Source organism: Flavobacterium sp. KACC 22763, assembly GCF_028736155.1.
Taxonomy (GTDB): Bacteria; Bacteroidota; Bacteroidia; order Flavobacteriales; family Flavobacteriaceae; genus Flavobacterium.
The window spans coordinates 1,279,029-1,300,344 of the sequence record NZ_CP117879.1; the positions used below are offsets into that span (position 1 = coordinate 1,279,029).

General features: G+C 32.5%; 18 protein-coding genes. 15 read left to right on the forward strand and 3 right to left on the reverse strand.

The features are described from left to right. The first annotated feature begins 169 nt into the window (after positions 1–169). Positions 170–1,168, forward strand: a complete 999-nt coding sequence (locus PQ463_RS05525) for a zinc dependent phospholipase C family protein (RefSeq protein ID WP_274256699.1) — start codon at positions 170–172, stop codon at positions 1,166–1,168. Between the two features lie 103 nt (positions 1,169–1,271). Here PQ463_RS05525 and PQ463_RS05530 read toward each other — a convergent pair whose 3' ends face one another. Next, positions 1,272–3,407 (reverse strand): LTA synthase family protein, encoded by a 2,136-nt coding sequence (locus PQ463_RS05530; RefSeq protein ID WP_274256700.1) that lies wholly within the window; start codon positions 3,405–3,407, stop codon positions 1,272–1,274. Between the two features lie 199 nt (positions 3,408–3,606). On the opposite strand from PQ463_RS05530, the gene PQ463_RS05535 reads away from it, so the two are divergent. The 11 genes from PQ463_RS05535 (at position 3,607) to PQ463_RS05585 (ending at position 14,494) form a co-directional block, all read left to right on the forward strand. Then, positions 3,607–4,269 (forward strand): response regulator transcription factor, encoded by a 663-nt coding sequence (locus PQ463_RS05535; protein ID WP_274256701.1) that lies wholly within the window; start codon positions 3,607–3,609, stop codon positions 4,267–4,269. A gap of 3 nt (positions 4,270–4,272) precedes the next feature. Continuing rightward, on the forward strand, positions 4,273–5,673 hold the full coding sequence (locus tag PQ463_RS05540; protein WP_274256702.1) for a sensor histidine kinase: 1,401 nt from the start codon (positions 4,273–4,275) through the stop codon (positions 5,671–5,673). Positions 5,674–5,983: 310 nt separating this feature from the next. Then, entirely contained in the window at positions 5,984–6,841 is an 858-nt protein-coding gene (gene hisG, locus PQ463_RS05545) for an ATP phosphoribosyltransferase (protein ID WP_274256703.1), read from the forward strand. A 108-nt stretch (positions 6,842–6,949) separates the two neighbouring features. Next, complete coding sequence (gene hisD, locus PQ463_RS05550; protein WP_274256704.1) at positions 6,950–8,233, forward strand: histidinol dehydrogenase; 1,284 nt, start codon at positions 6,950–6,952, stop codon at positions 8,231–8,233. Positions 8,234–8,316: 83 nt separating this feature from the next. After that, on the forward strand, positions 8,317–9,366 hold the full coding sequence (hisC, locus tag PQ463_RS05555; protein ID WP_274256705.1) for a histidinol-phosphate transaminase: 1,050 nt from the start codon (positions 8,317–8,319) through the stop codon (positions 9,364–9,366). Between the two features lie 199 nt (positions 9,367–9,565). Next, positions 9,566–10,702: a bifunctional histidinol-phosphatase/imidazoleglycerol-phosphate dehydratase HisB gene (gene hisB / locus PQ463_RS05560; protein ID WP_274256706.1), complete on the forward strand. Its 1,137-nt coding sequence runs from the start codon at positions 9,566–9,568 to the stop codon at positions 10,700–10,702. Between the two features lie 87 nt (positions 10,703–10,789). Then, positions 10,790–11,380 carry an imidazole glycerol phosphate synthase subunit HisH gene (hisH, locus tag PQ463_RS05565; protein WP_274256707.1) on the forward strand — a complete coding sequence of 197 codons (591 nt, stop codon included), beginning with the start codon at positions 10,790–10,792 and terminating at the stop codon, positions 11,378–11,380. A 93-nt stretch (positions 11,381–11,473) separates the two neighbouring features. Further along, positions 11,474–12,199: a 1-(5-phosphoribosyl)-5-[(5-phosphoribosylamino)methylideneamino]imidazole-4-carboxamide isomerase gene (gene hisA / locus PQ463_RS05570; protein ID WP_274256708.1), complete on the forward strand. Its 726-nt coding sequence runs from the start codon at positions 11,474–11,476 to the stop codon at positions 12,197–12,199. Between the two features lie 82 nt (positions 12,200–12,281). Then, entirely contained in the window at positions 12,282–13,037 is a 756-nt protein-coding gene (hisF, locus tag PQ463_RS05575; protein WP_274256709.1) for an imidazole glycerol phosphate synthase subunit HisF, read from the forward strand. A 113-nt stretch (positions 13,038–13,150) separates the two neighbouring features. After that, positions 13,151–13,747: a bifunctional phosphoribosyl-AMP cyclohydrolase/phosphoribosyl-ATP diphosphatase HisIE gene (hisIE, locus tag PQ463_RS05580; RefSeq protein WP_274256710.1), complete on the forward strand. Its 597-nt coding sequence runs from the start codon at positions 13,151–13,153 to the stop codon at positions 13,745–13,747. A gap of 147 nt (positions 13,748–13,894) precedes the next feature. Continuing rightward, on the forward strand, positions 13,895–14,494 hold the full coding sequence (locus PQ463_RS05585; RefSeq protein WP_274256711.1) for a hypothetical protein: 600 nt from the start codon (positions 13,895–13,897) through the stop codon (positions 14,492–14,494). On the opposite strand, the gene PQ463_RS05590 is transcribed toward PQ463_RS05585, so the two are convergent. Further along, positions 14,495–15,193: a carbohydrate-binding family 9-like protein gene (locus PQ463_RS05590; RefSeq protein ID WP_274256712.1), complete on the reverse strand. Its 699-nt coding sequence runs from the start codon at positions 15,191–15,193 to the stop codon at positions 14,495–14,497. 167 nt (positions 15,194–15,360) lie between these two features. Between PQ463_RS05590 and PQ463_RS05595 the strand changes: the two genes are divergently transcribed. Next, positions 15,361–17,016 (forward strand): M1 family metallopeptidase, encoded by a 1,656-nt coding sequence (locus PQ463_RS05595; protein ID WP_274256714.1) that lies wholly within the window; start codon positions 15,361–15,363, stop codon positions 17,014–17,016. 159 nt (positions 17,017–17,175) lie between these two features. Here the strand turns inward: PQ463_RS05595 and PQ463_RS05600 are convergent, their stop codons facing one another. Then, positions 17,176–18,720 (reverse strand): hypothetical protein, encoded by a 1,545-nt coding sequence (locus tag PQ463_RS05600; protein ID WP_111378046.1) that lies wholly within the window; start codon positions 18,718–18,720, stop codon positions 17,176–17,178. 155 nt (positions 18,721–18,875) lie between these two features. Between PQ463_RS05600 and PQ463_RS05605 the strand changes: the two genes are divergently transcribed. Continuing rightward, on the forward strand, positions 18,876–20,042 hold the full coding sequence (locus PQ463_RS05605; protein WP_111378209.1) for a 2-isopropylmalate synthase: 1,167 nt from the start codon (positions 18,876–18,878) through the stop codon (positions 20,040–20,042). A 50-nt stretch (positions 20,043–20,092) separates the two neighbouring features. After that, the gene (gene leuB / locus PQ463_RS05610) at positions 20,093–21,211 is read left to right on the forward strand and encodes a 3-isopropylmalate dehydrogenase (RefSeq protein WP_274256715.1); all 1,119 of its coding nucleotides are present in this window, start codon (positions 20,093–20,095) and stop codon (positions 21,209–21,211) included. Positions 21,212–21,316: the final 105 nt, after the last annotated feature.

Consider the following 21,316-nt stretch of genomic DNA (forward strand, 5'->3'; position numbering starts at 1 on the left):
AAGATTTAATACTGAAACAAACTTACAAAGAAAAATATTGTTAATATGAACTTATAGTGCTTTTAGAGCGAAAAATCTCAAATATCTAAATTTAGTAAATCTTAATTACAGTATTTTTTGCGTATTCTTTAATTAAAGCTAAATTTGCTCCCTCTAATAAAAAAAACAAATGAAGAAAATCCAAATGAGACCAAAACTAATCGCTTTCGGAGCTTTAGTTATTGGGTTTATTATGTTGTCATGGGGAAATGTAGGCCATGAGCGTATTAACAAAGCTGCTGTAATGGCTTTACCAAAACAATTACAGATCTTTTTTTACAATCACATTGATTTTATTACACAAGAAGCTTCGGTTCCAGATATCCGTAAGTATGCTTTAAATTATAAAGAAGAAGGTCAAAGACATTATTTTGACATGGAAAACTTCGGCCCTGCTGACACTTATCCACAGACATTAGAAGAAGCAAAACAAAAATATGATGCTAAATTTTTAAGCGATAATGGAATTTTGCCTTGGTATATTGAAGATATGATGACAAAGTTGACTAAAGCTTTTAAAGAAAAAAATAGAGCAGAAATCTTATTTCTTGCAGCAGATTTAGGCCATTATGTTGGTGATGCTCACATGCCTTTACATACTTCAAAAAATCACGACGGACAATTGACTGACCAAAAAGGAATTCATTCTCTTTGGGAAAGCAGATTGCCAGAATTATTCGTTAAGAACTACAAATTAAATGTTCCTGAAGCACAGTATTATGCTAATGTTCACAAGGCAATCTGGGATATGATTAATAACACTCATACCTTAGCGCAACCTTTATTGGATATTGATAAAAAACTGAGAGTAGAAACTCCAGAGAATAAAGTTTTTGAAATGGACGCAGAAGGTAAAATCGCAAAAACGAAATACAATACTTCTAAATTCTCTGATGAATATGCTAAAAAATTACACGAACAATTGAACGGAATGGTTGAAAGCCAAATGAGAAAAGCAATTGCGGCAACGGCAAGTTTTTGGTATACTGCTTGGGTAAATGCAGGTAAACCTGATCTAAGCGATTTAGATTCACCAGCTGTTACACAAAGAAATTATCAATTTTTGCAGGATGATTTAAAATTATACCAAAAAGGAGATTTATTTGGAATGAAGAATCAAAATGACTAATGTTCTGTTTCAAGTTTTATGGTTTTATGTTTCAAATTGAGCAGCGGCCTAAAAGAAAAAGCCTCAAATCTTAAAGAATTTGAGGCTTTTTTTTGTTCTTTAGTTAACGAACGTTTGCGTATAACTTTTTATTCTTATTCGTTAAATCTTTAAACTGATATTCTTTCTCTTTCAAGACGTAAGATGCTGATTGATAATAAGAGATAGTTTCATCTAGTAAATTCTTGTTTTCAGTTTTAAGCGGAATCTCATCGTAATGAATTTGAAATTCAGGAGAAATTCCAGCTTTCTCATTAAGTTTTAATTGAAACTGCTTTATCTGTTGTTTTGGAGACAAAATCGTCAAAACATTGTCTTTTATTAAACCCAGATCCTGATAAGTTGCTATAAAAGCTCTTGGCTGATAACTTGGTTTGAATACGTCTTGTCCAAAAAATTTGCTTTCGTAGTCAAAATTAAGAAGTCCGAATAATGTTGGCATAATATCAATCTGCGACATTAGTTTGTTGAATTTTTCTGGCTTCATGTCTGGCGAATATATTAAAGCAGGAATTCTGTATTTGTCTAACGGAAGTTCTGTTTTTCCAGCACTCGAAGCACAATGATCAGCTATAATTACAAAAACTGTATTTTTAAACCAAGGCTGTTTTGAGGCTTGATTAAAGAATTGTTTAAGTGCATAATCTGTATATTTCACACCTCCATCGCGAGATTTAATATTTCCAGGAATATCAATTTTGTTATTAGGGTAAGTAAAAGGTCTGTGATTACTTACGGTCATAATATGATTGAAAAAAGGTTTGTTTTGTTTGGCTTCAGCATTCATAACTTTGATTGCTTTGTTGTACATGTCTTCATCGCAAACTCCCCAAACATTAGAAAAAGTGACTTCGTTTTCAGCAAAACTCGATTTGTCCATAATCTGATAACCGTTTCCTGTATAAAAGTCCTGCATGTTATCAAAAAAAGCATCGCCACCGTACATAAATTTAACATTGTAGCCCTTTTTAAGGAAAACTGATCCAGTTGAGAATTTATTCTTATTGTCTTCTCTTTTTACAACACTTTCACCAGCAGTTGGAGGCAAACATAAAGTAACAGCTTCAAGTCCACGAACTGTACGATTTCCTGCGGCGTAAATATTTGTAAAGAGTAAACTTTTTTGTGCAAGACTGTCTAAAAATGGCGTAATGTTTTGTTCGTTTCCATATACTTTCATGAAATCAGCACTTAAGCTTTCAATCGTAATTAATACCACATTTTTATGCTGTTCTAGAGAATCTTCTTTTATTTCTCGTAATGTGTTTTTTCCAGATATAGAAGGGAAATCTTTCTTTAACAGAGCAAATGCTTCTTCGTTTGGAATTGTTTTATAAAATTTAAAATAATCCAATTTGTTATTCTGGAAAGCTAGATAGAATTTATAGATTCCGTTAGATTGTAACTCATTAACAAAGACGTTTTTAGAGTTTTCTGTTTTGGCTAATCCTGGTACAGCTACTAAAGACACAAAAAATAGTACTGCATAAAGAGCTGTAATTTTTATTTTCTCACTAAAACTTGGAATTTCATCAATATAATTTCTTGATTTCTTGATAATAAAATAAGTGATGATTGCTGTAATGATGAATAAAGCTGAAAATATCGGAATTACTGGATAGGACTGCATAATGTTTCCGATAACTTCATTGGTGTAAATCAAGTAATTGACAGCTATGAAGTTGTATTTTACACCAAACTCATTCCAGAAGAAAAATTCACTTAATGCATTCTGAAGAATAACAAAAACGTATAAAAAGATCACAAATGCAAAAAGCCAAAACCTGATTTTATCTCTATGTTTTGGAAGAAAAAGAAAAAGTGCAAACAAAAGTGTTTTTAACGAAACAAAAATCAAAACGATTTTGGGTAAAGCACCGCCATATTCATCAAAAATGCTTTTCCCTGAGGCGATATAAAGTAAAAGCGCCATAAAACCTGCTAGTATAATATACCCGTAAGGCTTGTTGTATTTTGAATTGGAAATAAAAATAAGGTAAAGCCACAAAAAGCCCGAAGCTAGTACAAATACAAAAGAGTCTGATAGTAAACCAAATGAAAATATTTTTAGGCTCTCTGCAAATGTAAATGAACTTTGGGTAATAGGATGAAATAGCAATACTATTCTAAGCGTAAAACTCACTATAAAGTACAGTAAAGCAAGGTTGTAAAAAGGAGAAAGTTTTTTGTAAAAATTCATCGGACTTATTTTTTTACAAAATTAATTTCGAATGATTAATGCCAGATTAAGTTCGACTTTTACCTTACTTAACATTAACTTAAAGTTTGCTTAAGACACTGGTTTTCTTTATTTATTGATGGGTTGGATTCTTTCTGAGAGCTAAATTATCTATCTTTGAATGGCAAAAATGAAATTCAAATTTAATCAGATACGATAAATGCATATTTTAATAGTTGAAGACGAAGTAGGAATTGTTCAATTTCTAAAACAAGGGTTGCAAGAAGAGGGATATCAAATAACTACTGCTGCTGATGGTTCTAAAGGGTTTGAACTCGTTCAGGAACAAAAATTTGACTTAATTCTTTTAGATTGGATGTTGCCAAAGATTAATGGTCTTGATTTGTGCAAAGCTATTAGAGTTAAAGATCAAGAGACTCCAATCATTTTTTTGACGGCAAAAGACACGGTTCAAGAAACTATTGAAGGTCTGAAAGCCGGTGCAAACGATTATATTAAAAAACCTTTCAGTTTTGAGGAATTGGTGGAGCGAATTAAAGTTCATTTTAGAAATAAAAAACAAACTGAGACTCTAACACTGGGAAACATTACAATGGACTTATCTAGACATATTGTATTGAAAGGAGACGAAGAAATTTCGTTAACCCAGCGAGAGTTTGAGCTATTAGCATACCTAATTCAGCATAAAGGAAAAGTCTGCACTAGAAACCAGATTTTAAGAGACGTGTGGGAGATTAGTTTTGAGTATGATACTGGCGTTATAGATGTCTTTATGAATGCAATTCGAAAAAAACTGAACCTTAAAATTGAAGAAGACTATATTAAAACCATCCGAGGCATTGGATATATTGCCAATGATTAGCAAATGACATCATTATCTTTTAAAAACAGAATAGCATTAAACTATATTGTAGGAACGGGACTGCTAGTTTTGGTGGTCTTTTCTGCCATTTATTTTATTGTAAAACTGACCGTTTATAATCACATTGATGAAAATTTGAACATAGAAGTTCAAGACCATTTTAAGGAACTAAGAATAGAAAAAGGTGTTGTAATCTTTATGGATGCCGAAGAATGGGAGGAAAGAGAACATAATTCGGTTGACGTAAATCCAATTTTTGTTCAGTTTTTAAATTTGAACAAACAGATTATCGAAAAATCTCCCAATTTAAAAAATGAGAAACTTGTTTTTTATCAAAAAAAAGAGGATTTCCATCCTTTTGATACTCATCTATTAGGAAATAAAATTCGTCAAATTCAGGTTCCGCTCCATGTGCAGTCTAAAAAAGTTGGTTATTTGATTATTGCGATGTCGCTGTCAGATTCTTCAAAAGTTTTAGATAATCTTATGGATGCTTTATTGATTACTTTTCCCATCATTTTGCTGATATTGTTTTTCTTGGCTAGATTTTATGCGGGTCGAAGCATTAAACCCATAAATAATATCATTCAGACTGCTAAGATTATTACGAAAGACAATCTGAAAGCGCGTATTCCATTGCCAAAAACAAGAGATGAATTATTTACGCTTTCTAAAACCATTAATAATTTGTTGAACCGTATTGAAGATGCTATTGAACGTGAAAAACAATTTACTTCTGATGCTTCTCATGAGCTAAGAACACCTCTTACGGTTATTAAAGGAACACTTGAAGTGCTTATACGTAAACCTCGAGATAATAAGGAATACGAAGAGAAAATTAACTATTGTATTAATGAGGTTGATCACTTAAATTCTCTAGTGGATCAGTTACTTATGATGGCTCGTTTTGAGAACCAAAAACAGAATATTCTTAAAGAAAATGTCTACTTAAATGCTGTTGTTTTAGACGTTCTGAAGTTAAATACAGAGAAAATTAAATCAGGAGGAATAAATGTAGTTTTAGAAGCGTCAGAAGAATTTTGTATTTACTCAGATAATTATTTAACAGTAACAATTCTGCGAAATATAATTTCAAATGCGGTAAAATATTCAAAACCTGACAGTGAAGTTAGAATTTCATTATCGAGAGAAAATCAGAAAATTATCTGTAATATTTTGGATCATGGAATAGGAATTGCCAAAAAAGATCTTGAGTCAATTTTAAATCCTTTTTTCAGATCAGATTCGCTAAGTCATTCAGAAATTAAAGGAACTGGTCTTGGATTGTTTATTGTGAAAAGAATGACAGATTTGCTTAAAATTAAGTTTAAAATTGAAAGTGAAATTGGGGTAGGCACTAAAGTACTATTGGTTTTTGATGAATATGATAATTCGTTAAAGTAATTTTAAAATTATTAGTCATATTGCCGTCTGCAATGATTTTTAACAATAAACTATCGTTAAGTTAAAATAAAAATTGCTTTTTAAATATTTTATCTAGTATATTTGCAACCGAATCAAAGAAGTAAAAACAAAACAAATCATGATTTCAATTCAATTACATCATCATCATTTACATTATTGCTCTCAAGCGATGTGTTAATGATATGCGTGTAAATCATCATATTTTAAAACCCGTTTGAGTACATCAAACGGGTTTTTTAATTTAAGCTCTCTTTGTACTCAAACTATTAATCCAACAAACAACTAAAAAATGAGTACTTTAAAAATTGCAATTCAAAAATCTGGTCGTTTAAACGAAGACAGCATTCAAATCCTAAAAGACTGTGGCATTTCAATAAACAACGGTATCGACCAGCTGAAAGCTGAAGCTTCAAATTTTCCTCTTGAAGTTTTATACCTGAGAAATTCAGATATTCCTCAATATTTAATTGACGGAGTTGTTGATCTAGCCATTGTTGGCGATAATCTTTTAGTAGAAAAAGGAAAAGGAATCGAAGTGGTTCAAAAATTAGGATTTTCAAAATGTAAAGTTTCTGTAGCTGTTCCTAAAACCTTTGAATACAATTCTGTACAAGATCTAGCGAATCTTCGAATTGCTACTTCTTATCCGAATACAGTAACAGAATATTTTAATAAATTTGGTATAACTGTAGATATACACCAAATCTCTGGTTCTGTAGAAATTGCCCCAAATATTGGTCTTGCAGATGCAATTGTTGATATTGTTTCAAGCGGAAGCACATTATTCAAAAATAACTTAAAGGAAGTTGAAGTTATTTTAAAAAGTGAGGCAGTTTTAGCTGTTTCTCCAAAGGTTTCTCCAGAAATCCAAAAACATATTGATACTTTAAAATTTAGAATCCAAGCTGTTTTGCGAGCTAGAAATTCAAAATATATCCTAATGAACGTTCCAAACGATAAAATTGAAGCCGTTGGAAAAATCCTTCCAGTTTTGAGAAGTTTAACAGTTCTTCCATTAGCGCAAGAAGGCTGGAGCAGTGTTCACTCCGTAATCGACAAAGATACTTTTTGGGACGTAATTGACCAGTTGAAAGAAGTAGGGGCAGAGGGGATTTTAGTTTGTCCAATTGAGAAAATGGTACTATAAAAGAAATTTCAATTTTTAAATTTCAAATTCCAAACTTATCGTTAATTTTTAGAATAAAGAATTGGAATTTGGAATTTTAGAGATTTGGAATTTAATATTGAAAATATTATGAATAAAATAGACAATCCAAAACCAGAGATCTGGTCAGAAATATTAAAAAGACCGACTAAGACTGTTGATGACATTGAGCTTACAGTAAAAGAAATCTTCAAAGAAGTTCAAAGAAAAGGAGATGAAGCTGTTGCAAAATATACTTCGATTTTTGACGGTATTTCGTTAGAAAATTATGAAGTCTCTCAAAAAGAAATTGAGGAGGCGATTAGTTTGATTCCAACTGAACTGAAAGAAGCTATTGAATTAGCAAAAGACAATATTTATAAATTTCACAGTGCTCAAAAAACAGATCGTGTTTCTGTTGAAACTATAGAAGGAGTAAACTGTTGGCAGGAAAAAAGACCGATTCAAAAAATTGGTTTATATATTCCAGGAGGAACAGCACCTTTGTTTTCGACTGTTTTAATGTTGGCAGTTCCAGCAGAAATTGCTGGCTGTAAAGAAATTGTGTTATGCTCTCCGCCAGATAAAAAAGGAAAAATTAATCCGGCAATTTTATATGCTGCAAATTTATGCGGAGTAACTAAAATTCTAAAAGTTGGCGGTATTCAAGCTGTTGCAGGAATGACTTTTGGAACACAGTCAATTCCGAAAGTATATAAGATTTTCGGACCAGGCAATCAATTTGTTACTGTAGCAAAACAATTGGCTACTCAGTTTGGTGTGGCTATTGATATGCCTGCAGGCCCTTCTGAATTGCTAATCGTTGCCGATAATACTGCTGTTCCAGCTTTTGTAGCTTCAGATTTATTGTCTCAGGCAGAACACGGAACAGATAGTCAAGTGATTTTAGTTTCGACTTCCAAAAAACTAATTGCAGAAGTAGAAAAAGAAGTTCAATCACAATTGGAATTGCTTCCCAGAAAAGCCATTGCTGAAAAAGCGATTGAAAATTCAAAATTAATTTATGTTGAAAATGATCAGATTGCTTTAGATTTAATCAATGAATATGGACCAGAGCACTTTATAATCTGCTCAGAATATGATGATTTCTATTGCAACGGAATTGTAAATGCAGGTTCCGTCTTTATCGGAAATTATACTCCAGAAAGTGCTGGTGATTACGCATCGGGAACTAACCATACTTTGCCGACAAATGGTTATGCGAAGAATTATAGTGGTGTAAATCTGGATAGTTTTATGAAATCGATGACCTTCCAAAAAATTTCAGAAAAGGGAATTCAGAACATTGGAAAAGCAATAGAATTGATGGCCGAAGCCGAAGGATTACAAGCACATAAAAATGCTGTGACGCTGAGATTAAATTCGTTAAGGTAAAAAGAAGAAAGAGACAAGAGCCAAGATTTAAGTCTTTGTTCTTTTATCTTGATTCTTTCCTCTCTAAAAAAAAAATAAAAACAATGAGTACTTTCGATATAAATACAATAACACGTGAAAACGTAAAATCTTTAAAGCCATATTCTTCTGCGAGAGACGAGTTTGAAGATTTTGACACAGCCGAAATGATTTTTCTGGATGCCAATGAAAATCCATTTCAAAATGGAGTAAATCGCTATCCAGACCCACAACAGAATTCGGTTAAGGCTATTTTAGCTAAGAATAATTTAGTAAAACAAAGTCAGATTCTGTTAGGAAACGGAAGTGATGAAGTTTTAGACTTGCTTTTTAGAGCTTTTTGCGAGCCTAATAAAGATAATATTATTTCGTTGCCTCCAACGTACGGAATGTATGGTGTCTTAGCGAATATTAATGCTGTTGAAAACAGAGAAGTTTTATTGACTACTGATTTTCAGCCACAGGTTGAGAAGATTTTAGAAGTGGTTGATGAGAATACAAAAATCATCTTTTTATGTTCGCCAAACAATCCGACAGGGAATTCATTTTCAGATGAAAGCGTAGTTAAACTGCTTCAAAATTTCAAAGGCCTAGTTGTTATTGATGAAGCTTATATTGATTTCTCGGAGAAAGAAAGCTGGCTGACGGAGATTGACGAATATCCAAATTTGGTTATTACACAAACACTTTCTAAAGCCTATGGTTTGGCTGGAATTCGTTTAGGGATTTGTTATGCTTCTGAAGAAGTAATTTCTATTTTGAATAAAATAAAACCGCCTTACAACGTAAACGAACTAACGCAGCAAAGAGCGAAAGAACGTTTAAAAGATTCGGATAAAATAAAACAAGAAATAGCTTCTATTATTGAACAAAGAGAAGAATTACTTAAAGTTTTGCTTGAAGTAGGTTTTGTAGAAAAAGTATATCCAACTGAAGCCAATTTTATCTTAGCAAAAGTAGATGACGCTAACAAAAGATATGATCAATTAATTGAGAAGGGAATCGTTATTCGCAATAGAACAACACAGCCTTTATGCGAAAATTGTCTTCGTTTTACAATTGGAACAAAAGAAGAAAATGCAGTTGTAATTAGAGAATTAAAATTGTTGAACTAAAAATATTAGCCACAGATTATACAGATTAAAATGATTTTTTTATTCTGTTTGTATGATTTTTTTGCCACGAATTTACACGAATTTATACGAATTGAATTAGTGAAATTTGTGACCCGAGCGAAAGCGAATAGGCGAAGCAAATTCGTGGCAAAAGAAAAATCATTTTAATTCTTTTAATCTGTGGCAAAATACATAAAATATGAAAAAAGTACTTTTTATAGATCGTGACGGAACGATTGTTTTAGAACCTGAAAATTATCAATTAGATAGCTTGGATAAATTAGAATTTTATCCGAAAGCATTTCAATATTTGGCTAAGATTGCTAACGAATTAGATTATGAATTAGCAATGGTAACGAATCAAGACGGACTAGGAACAGAAAGTTTTCCTGAAGATACGTTTTGGCCAACGCAGAATTTCATCTTAAAAGCTTTTGAAAACGAAGGAGTTGTTTTTGATGAAATCTTTGTAGACAGAACTTTTCCAGAGGAAAATGCACCAACAAGAAAGCCAAGAACGGGAATGTTGACTAAATATTTGAACAATCCAGAATATGATTTAGAAAATTCTTTTGTTTTAGGTGACCGTTTAACAGATGTGGAATTGGCTAAAAATCTAGGCGCAAAAGCCATTTTTATGAACGATACAGATGGAATTGGAAGCAATGAGATTTCATCAAAACGTGAAGAATTGAACGGAACAATTGTTTTACAAACAATGGATTGGAAGAAAATCTATGAGTTCTTAAAATTAGAAGCTCGTTCGGCTTCAATTACTCGTAAAACAAACGAAACCGATATTTATATCAATCTAAATCTTGATGGAACCGGAAAAAGTAAAATCGACACCGGAATTGCCTTTTTTGACCACATGTTAGATCAAATTTCACGTCACGGTCAAATGGATTTGGAAATTACCGTAAAAGGTGATTTAGAAGTAGATGAACACCATACCATCGAAGATACAGCAATTGCTTTGGGGGAAGTTTTTGCGAAAGCGTTAGGAAATAAATTAGGAATCGAGCGTTACGGATTCTGCCTTCCAATGGACGATTGTTTAGCGCAAGCTGCAATTGACTTTGGTGGAAGAAACTGGCTGATTTGGGAAACCGAATTCAAACGTGAAATGGTTGGAAAAATGCCGACTGAAATGTTTTATCACTTCTTTAAATCGTTTACAGACGGAGCAAAAGCGAACTTAAATATCAAAGCAGAAGGAATCAACGAACATCATAAAATCGAGGCCATTTTTAAAGCTTTCGCGAAAGCCATAAAAGTAGCCGTAAAAAGAGATACCGAAAAAATGATTTTGCCTTCAACGAAGGGAATGCTTTAAAATTTGCTTCAAGTTTCAGGTTTCAGGTTTCACGTTTTGTTGAGTAACTTGAAACCTGAAACCTGAAACAAAACAAACAAAAAACAAATGAAAATAGTAATTATAAATTACGGAGCAGGAAATATTCAGAGCATTATGTTTGCTATTGAAAGATTGGGTTTCAAAGCTGTTCTGAGTAATAATCCAGAAGAAATTAAATCGGCTGATAAAGTGATTTTTCCTGGCGTGGGAGAGGCGAGCTCGGCGATGGCTAAACTTCGTGAAAGCGGTTTAGATGGTTTGATTCCACAATTGAAACAGCCTGTCTTAGGAATTTGTCTGGGAATGCAGTTGATGTGCAATAAGACTGAAGAAGGAAATACGCAAGGTTTAGGGATTTTTGATGTTGATGTTTTGAAATTTTCAAACAACGTAAAAGTGCCGCAAATGGGTTGGAATCAGATTTATGATTTAAAAACCGATTTGTTCAAAGATATTTCTGAAAATGAATTCATGTATCTGGTTCATAGTTTTTATGCTCCAAATTGTGCAGAATCTATCGCAACAACCAATTACGGCATTGAGTATGCATCGGCATTACAAAAAGATAATTTTTATGGAACTCAATTTCACCCAGAAAAAAGCGGAGATGTAGGAGAGAAAATTCTAGGCAATTTTCTAAAAATGCCAATTTCTTAAATCCCAAATTCCAATTTGAAAGTTCAAAAATCAATAACAATCAAAATATCATCCCGATAGCTATCGGGACTAAAATCTAAAATCTAAAATTAAATGCGAATAATACCAGCCATAGACATCATTGAAGGAAAATGCGTTCGTTTGTCCAAAGGTGATTATGATACCAAAATAATTTACAATGAGAATCCGCTTGAAGTGGCAAAATCATTTGAAGCGCACGGAATTGAATATCTTCATTTAGTGGATCTTGACGGTGCAAAATCAAGCAAGATTGTCAATTATAAGATCTTAGAACAGATTGCAACGCAAACCAGCTTAAAAATTGATTTCGGTGGAGGATTAAAATCGGATGATGATTTGAGAATTGCTTTTGAAAACGGTGCAAACCAAATAACTGGTGGAAGTATTGCAGTAAAAAACAGAGCTATTTTCGAAAAATGGATTTCAGAATATGGTTCCGAGAAAATTATTCTTGGCGCTGATGCGAAGGACGAAAAAATCGCAGTTTCTGGCTGGTTAGAAGAATCAAATGAAGATTTGGTTCCGTTTATTCAGGATTATCAATCAAAAGGAATTCAATATGTCATTTGCACCGATATTGCGAAAGATGGAATGCTGCAAGGTCCAAGTTTTGATTTATACAGCAAAATTTTAGCAGAAGCTGGCGGCATAAAATTAATTGCTTCTGGCGGAATTTCAACTTTCGACGAATTACCAAAACTAGCCGAATTAGGTTGCGAAGGAACAATTATCGGAAAAGCAATTTACGAAGGGAGAATCAGTTTGAAACAATTAGAGGATTTTATAATTAGAAAATGAGAAAATTTGATAATTAGATAATTTGCACAGTACGTGAAGTAATTATCTAATTGACTAATTATCTAATTAACACATTAAAAAAATGTTAGCAAAAAGAATCATACCTTGCTTAGATATAAAAAACGGAAGAACCGTAAAAGGCGTTAATTTCGTGGACTTGCGTGATGCAGGCGATCCTGTGGAGTTGGCTGAAATTTACTCAGCTGAAGGTGCAGACGAATTGGTTTTTCTTGATATTTCGGCAACTGAAGAAAGACGTAAAACACTGGTAAATATGGTGCGAAGCGTTGCAGAAAAAATCAATATTCCGTTTACAGTTGGCGGCGGAATTTCATCTGTAGAAGATGTTGATATTCTGCTGAATAATGGAGCCGATAAAGTTTCGATCAATTCATCTGCAGTAAAAAATCCGCAATTGATTAATGATTTGGCTCAGAAATTTGGAAGTCAGTGCGTTGTTGTAGCAATTGATGCTAAACAAATTGACGGACAATGGATTGTGCATTTAGTTGGGGGTAAAGTGCCAACTGAATTGAATCTGTTTGATTGGGCTGTTGAAGTGGCAGAACGTGGTGCAGGAGAAATTCTTTTCACTTCAATGGATAATGATGGAACTAAAAACGGTTTTGCAAATGAGGCTTTGGCGAAACTTTCAGAATTAGTAAATATTCCAATAATCGCTTCTGGAGGCGCAGGAAACATACAGCATTTCGTTGATTCATTTCAAAAAGGAAAAGCCGATGCAGCATTAGCAGCGAGTGTTTTTCATTTTAAAGAAATCGAAATCAAAGCTTTAAAACAAGAATTAAGAAATAACAATATAGAAGTAAGGTTGTAAAATTCCAATTTTTGAAGCGCCAAATTCCAATCAATAGCAATATCAAAAAATCAAAAAAAATAAATTTTCAGTTCTTAGAATCTAAAATCTGAAATCTAAAATCTAAAATAGACATGGACATCGATATCAAAAGCGCACACGGATTAATTCCGGCAATAATCCAAGATTCAGAAACAAAAAATGTTTTGATGCTGGGTTATATGAACGAAGAATCGCTTCAAAAAACAATAGAAACGCAGAAAGTAACTTTTTTCAGCCGTTCAAAACAAAGACTTTGGACAAAAGGTGAGGAGAGTGGCAACTTTTTGAACTTAGTAAGTATTAAAAATGACTGTGACGGAGATACACTTTTAATTCAAGCAAAACCTGTAGGACCAACTTGTCATACAGGCGCAGATACATGTTGGCAAGAACCGAATGATGCAAATTATGGTTTTATTTCACAATTAGAAAACACGATCAAAACTAGAAGAGAAAATGCTGATTCTGAGAAAAGTTATGTGGCTTCTTTATTCGAAAAAGGAATCAATAAAATTGCGCAAAAAGTAGGTGAAGAAGCAGTAGAAGTGGTAATTGAAGCTAAAGATAATAATGATGATTTGTTTCTTAGCGAAAGCGCGGATTTACTTTTTCATTATTTAATTCTGCTTCAAGCAAAAGGATATCAATTGAATGATGTTGTTGAAGTTTTAAAGAAACGTCAGAAATAACATAAGCTTGTCATTTCGACCGAAGGGAGAAACCACACTAGAAATTCCCCAAAGAATGTCTTCAATCTTTATCGATTTACAAGTGTGATTTCTCCCTTCGGTCGAAATGACAAAGAAAATTATTATTTTAGTGTTAAATAATAATTTATGCGATTAGCTGTATACTTGTTTTTGTTTTTGGTTCCGAATTTAAACTATGGCTTTAAGAAAGATGTAATGCCATATTCATTGGTTATCTCTAAAGCCGTTTTGATTGTTGATGGAACTATTTCTAAAGTTTCTAAAAATGAATATGAGTTCACTGTAAGTCAATTTATAAAAGGGAAATCGAACTCAAAAATTAATGTAGCAATCTGGAAAGAGTGGCTATGTGATCCCCGAAATAAAGAACTAAAAAAAGGACAGAGAATGATTTTGTTTTTGGAAAGATCTCCATATGGGAATTTTTATCCAATTAATGAAAGCACTGGAGAGTTGTATGTAGATAACAATACCTTTCTTGATATATTCTTGCCTAAAGCATTTTTAAACCCGACAATTCTAAAGAAAGGGATTTCTATGTTTTTGGAAACCTATACATTTTATGGAAATTTTAATGATAGGTTTTATCAAAATATAAATTTCGTACGCAATAAATCAATTTTTGAAGTTTATAAAATAACAAAAACGAATACGGCTTTTAAGTTTTTAGTTGATGACGCGGAGTATTATAAGCCAACAGAAGTACAATTTTTCCCCGTTATATAATTAATCGACAAATTCAAAAACTGCAAATTCTTCAGGCTGATGGAATCCAAATTTTGAGCTCTTATAAGGCTGTAAAGCAAGATATTCGGTTGTGTTACCGTAATCAATTCTAAAAGCGTTTCCTTTCCATTTCGTTCCGATTTTTGGCTTTATAAAACCACCATTCTTAATTTTCTCAAGACTAGAAAACGGAATTTTAATTTCTACAATATATCCTTCGGAAGTTATTTTACTCACAGATTCTAGGCCTTTAATATCAAAGTCCATTGACGTATTCCAGCCGCCGCATTCTGGTGAAATACATTTTAAAAGTAAATCGTAATTTGTAGAGAATGCATTTACTCCAATTTCAATATAATTCTGGCTGTCTCCATCTGGATCGAGAAAAATTTCAACTAAATCATCGGTATTATATATCTGAGAGTCTCTTTTTTGTGATGTTCCAATAATTTGAGAATCATTGCATTTATAGGCTAAGAATAAGTTTTCATCATTCCACGAAAGTGAAACAAAAGTATTTTGCAATGCTTTTTCTCCAGAATTATGAATTACAAAAGGACCTAGAAATGGTTCGTTCCAATCAGATAAGTTTCCGTCAATTATTATTTGCTTATTTGTTTTATGAACAGGAATGGTTTGTGCATTGGCAACTGTCGAAAGCATTATAATTAAATAGAAAACAAGTGTAGTTAATCTCATATTATGAAATCTAAAATTTTGAAAGTACTAAAATAGAGAAGAATAATGAATTTGAATATTGTTTATTTGTATTGAAATGATAATTTTTTAAAAAACTTAATTCGAATGTTTACATTTGTTGAAGATTAAGCTGGTTTAATTACCTAATTATTTCAAATTCTAAAATAATGAAAAAATACTTTGGTGGCGTAGTTTTCGCCTTTTTGGTTGGTTTTACTGCCAATGCTCAGGGACTTTTAAGTAAGTCAGAAACCGTTTTTACACATCAGGATACTTTACGCGGAAGCATTACAAAAGAAAGAGCTTGGTGGGATTTAAAATATTATCACCTTGATGTAAAAGTAAATCCGAAAGAAAAATCAATTTCAGGTTTTAATACAGTTCGTTATACTGTTTTGACAGAAAACAACCGTATGCAGATCGATTTGCAGCAACCAATGAACATTACCAAAGTAACGCAGAATGGAAAAGAATTAAAATTTGAAAGAGACGGAAATGCGTTTTTTATTACTTTAAATGAAAAGCAAAAAGTTGGAGATACAAAAGAGATTAAAATTTCGTTTAACGGAAAACCTAAAGAAGCTGTTAGAGCACCATGGGACGGTGGTTTTTCTTGGAAAAAAGATAAAAACGGAAAAGATTTTATTGCTACATCTTGTCAAGGTTTAGGCGCGAGTGTTTGGTGGCCGTGTAAAGATCATATGTATGATGAAGTAGAAAACATGTTAATCAGTGTAAATGTTCCTGGAGATTTAACTGAGGTTTCTAACGGAAGATTAAAAAGCGTTAAAAAAGAAAAAGACGGAACAAAAACTTTCAACTGGTACGTTTCAAATCCTATCAACAACTACGGTGTAAATATCAATATTGGTGATTACGTTAATTTTTCAGAAGTATTTAAAGGCGAAAAAGGAAATTTAGACTGTAATTATTATGTTTTAAAAGATAATCTTGCTTTGGCAAAAGAGCAGTTTAAAGATGCTCCGAGAATGTTGAAAGCTTTTGAGAACTGGTTCGGGCCTTATCCGTTCTACGAAGACAGTTATAAATTGGTTGAAGTTCCGTATTTAGGAATGGAGCACCAAAGTTCTGTTACATACGGAAACCAATATAAAAACGGTTATTTAGGACGTGATTTAAGCGGTACAGGCTGGGGATTAAAGTTTGACTTTATCATCATTCATGAATCTGGTCACGAATGGTACGCTAATAATATTACCTACAAAGATATTGCTGATATGTGGGTTCACGAGAGTTTTACCAATTATTCTGAAAGTCTTTTTGTGGAGTATTATTACGGAAAAGATGCTGGAGCAGAATATGTAATTGGGTGCAGAAAAAATATTCAAAATGATAAGCCAATTATCGGACATTATGATGTAAATAATGAAGGTTCTGGCGATATGTATCCAAAAGGAGCTTCAATGCTTCATATGATTCGTCAGGTAATCAATGATGATGCTAAATGGAAATCGATTTTAAGAGGTATGAATAAAACTTTTTATCATCAGACAGTTACCGGAAAACAGATTCAAGATTATATTAACGAGCAGTCTGGAATTAACTTCAACAGAGTTTTTGCACAATATTTAACTACAACTCAAATTCCGGTTTTTGAATACATATTTAAAAATGGAACTTTCGGATACCATTGGACAAACTGTGTTTCTAAGTTTGATATGCCAGTAAGAGTAAAATTAAACGGTGTTGAAACTTGGCTAAAACCAACAACAGAGTGGCAATCTGTGAAAACAGATAATGAAGACAGAAAACTTGAAGTAGATAAAGATTTCTATGTAACAACATCTAATATAGTCGAATAAATTCTTTTAATTTTCAATATAAAAAATCCCAAATTCCAATTTCGTTGGAGTTTGGGATTTTTTTGATTCTAAAACCCGACAGGTTTTAAAAACCTGTCGGGTTTGTTGTTTTCAGTGCTTTTTTATTGGAATTTGGAATTTCTTTATTGAAATTTAATCTTAGCGATTATTCAATTTCGCTTTCTCCTTAATAATATCAGCAATTTTTCTGTTTTCAATTTTACTTTCCAACCATGAAATAATATCTAAGTATAAGAAAGCTCTTTTTTCGTATGTGTTCTTTTCTAGCTCTACAAAACGAGTGTGCATTTTCTTGAATTCCTTTTTAATATCAGCAGGGTAGAAGTTATTTAAATTTCTTAAAAACTTGATGATTTCTTTTTGGACTTCATGCAAGTCGTTCATTTTCAATAAGAACTTATAAGTGCTTTTTAAATGATTCTCCAAATAATAATCTTTCCCAAGCTCATAATGTGCAATAAGCGACAATAATCTCGCAAAACACATTAAATCTTCGCGCATTGTCAAGTTTTTATTGTTGATGATTTTATCCAGATAATTGATGCACTCATTATATTTTTCGTTTCCGAAATAAATAGAAGCAAACTTATAGAAGAATAACATTTCGTGATGTTCGTCTAAATGTTCGCTGTGAAGTTTCAGTTTTTCTAGAATTTCAGGAATCAGATATTCGCTTTCTGCAAAAGTACCTTCTAAAATATGAAGATTTAACTTGTTGTTATAAACGTAAAGAAATGACAAAGAGGCAATATTATCATTTGCAGGAAATTTAGGATCTGTAATGGTTTCTTCCAGAAGATTTAGGTATTTCTTGAAATTCGATGTATATTTTAGCATATAAAGCGATTCTAAGAAATAGTGATTTCCTTTTAAGAAAAATACAGGATTCAGATAAATCATATTTGGATTATCATAAAAAAGCTGCACCCATTTATAGGCAAATTTGTAGCTCGCCAAAAAATCTTGTACTAAAAAGCTTCGCCAAAGATTGGCATTGTAAAACCAGTATTTTTCGCGGAAACCAAACTTGCTCTCATCAAGTTTAGAAATATGCTTATTGAAGTAATCATCAATATATCTGTATTCTTCATCATTTTTTACGTAACCTGTTTTTAGCATGATTCCGTATAGCTGAAGCGATAAATTAGACAATTTGCTTGAAATTGTATTTCTGTAATTTAATTCTTTGGCTTGAATAACCAATTCGTCAGCACGGCCTTGAATACTTCGTGTAATATATTGCGATTCGATTAATTTTTCGAATTCTACAATTTCATACGCCATATATTTTTCATCATTCTCAAGAGCCTGCTGTTTTGTTTTGTCCAATATTTTTAAACTCTGCTTGTATAATCCTTTATTATAAAGAATAACAGCAAAATCCATTTGTTCACGTAGCTGATAACGAATATTCTGGCTGGGAATATTTAATCTTATACTCACTAAGATCTGTTTGTATAAGTATGATTTTAAGTTAGATAACTGTACTTTTTGGATAACACCACTCTTCAGAATGAGTTTTTCATCGTAAACTTCAGATTTATCTAAAATATTGAATAATTCGATAAATTTTGTGTTTGAACTCGTCTCTAATCGGCTTGCAAAAATTTTAAACTGCCTTTTTTCTGATTTTGAAAGTGATTTGATTAGAACAAATAAGAAATCTTTTTGATGGTTAGCCATTGTAAAAAATAATAATATAACTTATTGATTATAAGTAAGTTAATGAAGTATAAATCGTTTTATAAACAGTATAATTTCATTAAAATGAATTTCGTACTGTAATAGTACAATATATATTTGTTATCAAGATGTGAAATTACATTAAATTAATGAATATGAATAGAGAGAAAGTTCAAATTTTTGACACCACTTTGCGAGATGGTGAACAAGTTCCAGGATGTAAGTTAGATACTAAGCAAAAATTAGTTATCGCAGAACGACTAGACAAAATGGGAGTTGACATTATCGAAGCTGGCTTTCCTGTGTCAAGTCCAGGCGATTTTTTATCGGTCTCTGAGATTTGTAAAATTGTAGAAAATGCAACCGTCTGCGGACTAACAAGAGCCGTAAAAAACGACATTGATGTTGCTGCAGCTGCTTTAAAGCATGCTAAGAAACCTAGAATCCATACTGGAATCGGAACTTCGGAATCTCATATACTCCACAAATTACAAACTACGCCTGAAGATATTATTGCAAGAGCAAAATTTGCTGTATCACATGCTAAATCTTATGTAGAAGATGTTGAATTCTACGCTGAAGATGCTGGTAGAACAGACAATGCTTTCCTTGCAAAAGTTTGTGAAGAAGTTATTAAATCTGGAGCTACAGTATTAAACATTCCTGATACTACTGGATATTGTCTTCCAGAAGAATACGGAGCAAAAATTAAATACTTAAAAGAAAACGTAAAAGGAATTGAAAACGTAATCCTTTCATGTCACTGTCATAATGATTTAGGAATGGCAACTGCAAACTCAATCGCAGGAGCTATAAATGGAGCAAGACAAATAGAATGTACTATTAATGGTATTGGTGAAAGAGCTGGAAACACAGCACTTGAAGAAGTGGTAATGATTTTCAAACAGCATCCTTACTTAAACTTAGACACAAACATTAATACAAGAGAATTAAACGAAATGAGCCGTTTAGTTTCTGAAAGTATGGGTATGATTGTGCAGCCAAATAAGGCAATCGTAGGGGCAAATGCTTTTGCACACAGTTCTGGAATTCACCAAGATGGTGTAATCAAAAACAGAGCTACTTATGAAATCATGGATCCGTTAGATGTAGGCGTAAATGAATCTTCAATCATCCTAACAGCTAGAAGCGGAAGAGCTGCTTTGGCTTACCGTGCTAAAAAAGTAGGTTACGAATTGACAAAAGTACAATTGGATATCGTTTACATCGAATTCTTGAAATTCGCTGATATTAAAAAAGAAGTTGTAGACGCAGATATCCACCAAATTATAGAAGCTTCTAAAATAGAGGTTAATATTTAAAAAATAAACTAGGAACAATAAGGATTTAAAGACATAAATAGCGAGAGATTATGAATTTAAAAATTGCAGTTTTACCAGGAGACGGAATTGGACCTGAAGTAATATTACAGGCTAAGAAAGCTTTGTACGCCATTGGCGAAGTGTATAATCATGAATTTGTTTTTGAAGAAGCGCTGATGGGAGCGGTTGCTATCGATAAAACAGGAAATCCGTTGCCGGAACAAACTCTAAATCTGTGCTTAAATACAGATGCAGTTTTGCTTGGCGCAATTGGAGATCCTAAGTATGATAACAACCCAAATGCAAAGGTTCGTCCGGAACAAGGATTGTTGAAACTGCGAAAAGAATTAGGCTTGTTTGCTAATATTCGCCCTATAAAACCTTATAAAGCCTTAATTGAATCTTCTCCTTTAAAAAGAGAAATTATTGAAGGAGCAGATTTCACCATTTTTAGAGAATTAACTGGTGGAGCTTATTTTGGAACAAAAACACTTAATGAAGAAGGAACACATGCTTCGGATTTATGTGAATATTCAGAAGAAGAAATTACCAGAATTGCACATTTAGCTTTTCAATCGGCACAAAAACGACGCAAAAAGCTAACGATGGTAGACAAAGCAAATGTTTTGGAGACTTCAAGATTGTGGAGAAAAGTAGTTCAGAAAGTGAGCGAAAATTATCCAGATGTTAAGCTTGATTTCTTATTTGTCGATAATGCAGCAATGCAGTTAATCTTAAATCCAAAACAGTTTGATGTCATTTTGACTGAAAATTTGTTCGGAGATATTTTATCTGATGAAGCAAGTGTGATTACAGGATCTATTGGTTTATTGCCATCGGTATCTTTAGGAGAGAAAAACGCTTTGTTTGAGCCAATTCACGGATCATATCCGCAGGCAAAAGGAAAAAACATTGCCAATCCGATTGCTTCGATTTTAGCGGCGGCGCTTTTATTAGAGCATTTTGGATTAACGAAAGAAGCTCATGTAATCTATAAAGCGGTAGAAAAAGCAATTGAATACAAAGTAGTTACAGTTGATTTGAAACCAGATTCAAAATTCGGAACTAACGAAGTAGGAGAGTTCGTTTCTAATTTTATTTTCAGCAAAGACGATTTGCTGTATTTTAATAATGATAATGTAAGTATTGGACAATCTACAATTGTTTAATATTTTTTGTTAAAATGTGAAGATAATCACAAGAAGTATTGTAAATGTTGAGATTTTATTTTTTTACTTCCAGAAGTTTTTTTACTTTTGTAACACTAAAAAATA

Bases quoted from the DNA above. Each gene is read 5' to 3' on its own strand.
- PQ463_RS05535 (WP_274256701.1), top strand. From the start codon at position 3,607: ATGCATATTTTAATAGTTGAAGACGAAGTAGGAATTGTTCAATTTCTA.
- hisH (WP_274256707.1), top strand. From the start codon at position 10,790: ATGAAAATAGTAATTATAAATTACGGAGCAGGAAATATTCAGAGCATT.
- PQ463_RS05585 (WP_274256711.1), top strand. From the start codon at position 13,895: ATGCGATTAGCTGTATACTTGTTTTTGTTTTTGGTTCCGAATTTAAAC.
- PQ463_RS05605 (WP_111378209.1), top strand. From the start codon at position 18,876: ATGAATAGAGAGAAAGTTCAAATTTTTGACACCACTTTGCGAGATGGT.
- hisIE (WP_274256710.1), top strand. From the start codon at position 13,151: ATGGACATCGATATCAAAAGCGCACACGGATTAATTCCGGCAATAATC.
- PQ463_RS05590 (WP_274256712.1), bottom strand. From the start codon at position 15,193: ATGAGATTAACTACACTTGTTTTCTATTTAATTATAATGCTTTCGACA.
- PQ463_RS05540 (WP_274256702.1), top strand. From the start codon at position 4,273: ATGACATCATTATCTTTTAAAAACAGAATAGCATTAAACTATATTGTA.
- PQ463_RS05525 (WP_274256699.1), top strand. From the start codon at position 170: ATGAAGAAAATCCAAATGAGACCAAAACTAATCGCTTTCGGAGCTTTA.
- hisD (WP_274256704.1), top strand. From the start codon at position 6,950: ATGAATAAAATAGACAATCCAAAACCAGAGATCTGGTCAGAAATATTA.
- PQ463_RS05600 (WP_111378046.1), bottom strand. From the start codon at position 18,720: ATGGCTAACCATCAAAAAGATTTCTTATTTGTTCTAATCAAATCACTT.
- PQ463_RS05595 (WP_274256714.1), top strand. From the start codon at position 15,361: ATGAAAAAATACTTTGGTGGCGTAGTTTTCGCCTTTTTGGTTGGTTTT.
- hisF (WP_274256709.1), top strand. From the start codon at position 12,282: ATGTTAGCAAAAAGAATCATACCTTGCTTAGATATAAAAAACGGAAGA.
- PQ463_RS05530 (WP_274256700.1), bottom strand. From the start codon at position 3,407: ATGAATTTTTACAAAAAACTTTCTCCTTTTTACAACCTTGCTTTACTG.
- leuB (WP_274256715.1), top strand. From the start codon at position 20,093: ATGAATTTAAAAATTGCAGTTTTACCAGGAGACGGAATTGGACCTGAA.
- hisA (WP_274256708.1), top strand. From the start codon at position 11,474: ATGCGAATAATACCAGCCATAGACATCATTGAAGGAAAATGCGTTCGT.
- hisC (WP_274256705.1), top strand. From the start codon at position 8,317: ATGAGTACTTTCGATATAAATACAATAACACGTGAAAACGTAAAATCT.
- hisB (WP_274256706.1), top strand. From the start codon at position 9,566: ATGAAAAAAGTACTTTTTATAGATCGTGACGGAACGATTGTTTTAGAA.
- hisG (WP_274256703.1), top strand. From the start codon at position 5,984: ATGAGTACTTTAAAAATTGCAATTCAAAAATCTGGTCGTTTAAACGAA.